We start from the raw sequence: 3,026 nt of genomic DNA on the forward strand, positions 1-3,026 counted from the left end.
CATCAACGGCTTCTACAATCCGCGTCGCCGCCACTCAGCACTCGGATGGAAAAGCCCGGTCGCCTTCGAACGCAAGGTGGCCTAAAGAGCACCAGGGGCGGCACGAAAACGCGACAGGTCCAAAATGCCTCATCACAGCTGTTAATTGGACTCCAATCTGAACCTGAGACAGCTGGAAGCTTGGCAAGAGCACTATCAAGTTCCCGACGTAGCCAGACAGCAACACCGTCGGCATCGCGTCCCGGTGGATAGATACCATTTTTCACAAGCTTGTCGAAATAGCGGGCAGAGTGACCGTAATGCCGCGCAGCTTCGGCACGGGCAATTTAGAACCCCAATCCGTGTTTAAGCGCGCATGCTTCATGCCTTAACCCTCGTTGTCTTTTGTATTCAGACGGAGTTGTTCCAATTCATTCTGATCGTTTTCTGCCGTACCTGGTTCAATGAGCGCTTCGATATGTGAAGGTAAGAGCAGCATCAGATGCCCAAGTTGGCGGTAATTTCCTGTAGCTCGTGCCTTGGAGCGGATGAGCCAAGGTGAAACGCGCACTCCGTGGCCTGACAATTGTCGGCTCCACTCCTCGGGGATTTGGCCCTGGCTCGGCAATTCAAACACCCAAGCGACGAGAGGCTGATAATGAAGCAGATTTTCAAAAAATACTGGATGATCAGATACTTGCCGAAGCTCTGAGCATTAATGTTCATAAGAATCTCGAGGCATTTCGGAAAAGGCGAAAGTTCAAAAAATCCGAGATGGCCAAAATGATGGGTGTGTCAGCGCGTAGTTATTACATGTACGAAACTGGCAAACGTCCAATCCCCTCAAGTGCCCTGGGTCATGCTGACGAAATGGGTTCGCACTGTGTCGCTGGCATGCGTTAAGCTGGTATCTGCGATGGAGACCGGCTTGGCACGAGATTTGATGACGGACGACGAATGGGCGTTCTTTGAACACGTCATCCTTCCTGCACGTGCCCGGAACGGGCGCAAACCCTCCAATCATCGCAGTGTTCTGGACCGGATATTCTGGATTGCGCGCACCGGATCGCCTTGGTGGGACCTGCCCGAAGAGTTCGGCAAATGGTCAAGCGTTTACAGGCCGTTCCGGCGCTAGACGCTGGCGGGGCTGTGGGAGGACATTCTCGAAGCCCTGAACCATGGCGGAGCTGTTCCGGACGTCCTGCAAATGATCGACAGTCCCGTCATCCGCGCCCACCACCAGGCAGCGGGCGCTAAAGGGGGGCTCCGCGACAGGGTTTTGGCCGTTCAAGAGGTGGGTTCACGACCAAGGCCCACCTCCGGGTCTGTGCGACAGGACTGCCCATGAGAACTGACATCGCACCAGGACAAACTTCGGACTATCTGGGGTTTGATTTGATGATGGATAACAATCTAACTGAACCGGCAGTTCTGATGGCAGATTGCGGCTATGACGCTGATCGAATTCGTCAGACCATGGAACAACGCGATATCCTACCTCAGATTCCGATGCGGAAATCGCGCAGGATGCGGGTCGGGGTGGATCACACGCTCCACCGGCTTCGCAACATGGTCGAGCGGTGTTTCAACAAGCTGAAAAACGCCCGCTGCATCGCAACACGTTACGACAAAACCGCAGAAAGTTTTCTGGCCTTCATTGACGTAACATCGATCCGACTACGGCTCCCCCATTTGTCAACATGACCTAGTTATGGCGAACGCAGCTTTTTGCATTCGCCGCCAATGCTTTCATTACGATTGCAAATGCCGATATTGGTTTAGTTCCAGCGAGAGCTTGCTTTGGCTGCGCCTTGGGTGAATTGGTAGGGCGCGGACTCTGGCTTCATTGAACAACTCGTGCCGAATGTCCGTTAGCTGTAAAAACTGCAGCGGTTTACCGCTGCAGTTTTTACATGGTCAGAAATTAGTTGCGAATAAATGTTACACGACGGTTCAAAGCACGGCCTTGATCACTGTCGTTATCCGCCACCGGGCTGCTTTCGCCCTTGCCGCCAATTAGCAGCGTGACGTCAGTATTATGTTCCAGTTTCAGTTCATTCACCACCGTCTGCGACCGCGCATTGGACAGGGCAAAGTTATCCGCGTCAGACCCTACGCTATCGGTATGTCCTTCAACCAGAACCCGTACATCGTCATCGAACGTAAAGAACGCCTCGGCGACTAACGCGACCTGCTCTTTGCCCTGCGCGGTTAGCTCAGCAGATCCGCTATCAAACAGGATGGAAATGTTCACGGAAGCGCCCGGCTTCTCCATCGCTTCGGTCAACACGCCAACGTTGATCTCTGATCCCATAGAGACAGAGCCATCCGCCTCTACACGCAGCCCATCCATCACCACACCACCATCCGCATCGACGGAGATATCACCAAGACCAATCACTGTACCCATGCCAATCGACACATCACCACCTATCTCAACATTGCCTTCACTATCTGTCTTTATTCCACCCAGATCGACATCGCCATCGCCGGTGACAGACAGACCTTTCATGGTCACATCGCCGTCATCGGTGACAGTCATCTGCGACAACGCAGGGCTTGCGATAACCAACAAGACGACAGCGCAAACTTTAGGATGTAGAGAAAGCATGGTAATTCCTTTTGTAAAACACCGTGGCATAGCAGCCGAAGTATCAACCAAGACCCGCGCTATGCAATAGCAATGCGCATATGCTAGGGTCAGGACGTCGGTAACGGGGTCCTCCCAGTCAAGTAGTTTTGCGCAGAATGAAGAGGTTGTTCGGTTTTTTGAACAGTTTCGAGCCGTTTCTTAGTTGGATTTTCCGCTCGGTTAAGCCGCCACCGGGATTGGTGACGATGGGTTGAGATATGCCTGATTGGGTGTCCGCCCGTCCAACGATGAATGCGGTCTGCGTGTGTTGTAGAACTTTAGATACCTGCGTAGGCTTTCCCGAGCTGCCGAGACGCTGTCATATGCGCGCAGGTAGACCTCTTCGTATTTGATCGTCCGCCAGAGCCGTTCGACAAAGACGTTGTCCCGCCACGCACCCTTTCCGTCCATGCTG

Annotated in this window: 3 protein-coding genes and 1 pseudogene; 2 read left to right on the plus strand and 2 right to left on the minus strand. The window is 53.3% G+C overall.

The window, feature by feature from the left end; all coding sequences use genetic code 11:
* Positions 1 to 537: 537 nt before the first annotated feature.
* Positions 538 to 882, plus strand: a complete 345-nt coding sequence (locus IU397_RS24095) for a helix-turn-helix transcriptional regulator (protein ID WP_204417964.1) — start codon at positions 538 to 540, stop codon at positions 880 to 882.
* A 13-nt stretch (positions 883 to 895) separates the two neighbouring features.
* Positions 896 to 1,683: pseudogene (locus IU397_RS23040) on the plus strand (IS5 family transposase).
* A gap of 220 nt (positions 1,684 to 1,903) precedes the next feature.
* Here the strand turns inward: IU397_RS23040 and IU397_RS23045 are convergent.
* Positions 1,904 to 2,590 (minus strand): OmpA family protein, encoded by a 687-nt coding sequence (locus tag IU397_RS23045; RefSeq protein WP_204417965.1) that lies wholly within the window; start codon positions 2,588 to 2,590, stop codon positions 1,904 to 1,906.
* Positions 2,591 to 2,791: 201 nt separating this feature from the next.
* Positions 2,792 to 3,026, minus strand: a 235-nt coding sequence (locus IU397_RS23050; protein ID WP_204417966.1) for an integrase core domain-containing protein, incomplete at its 5' end; no start/stop codon positions are given.

This window comes from Actibacterium sp. 188UL27-1, assembly GCF_016901225.1.
Lineage (GTDB): Bacteria > Pseudomonadota > Alphaproteobacteria > Rhodobacterales > Rhodobacteraceae > 188UL27-1.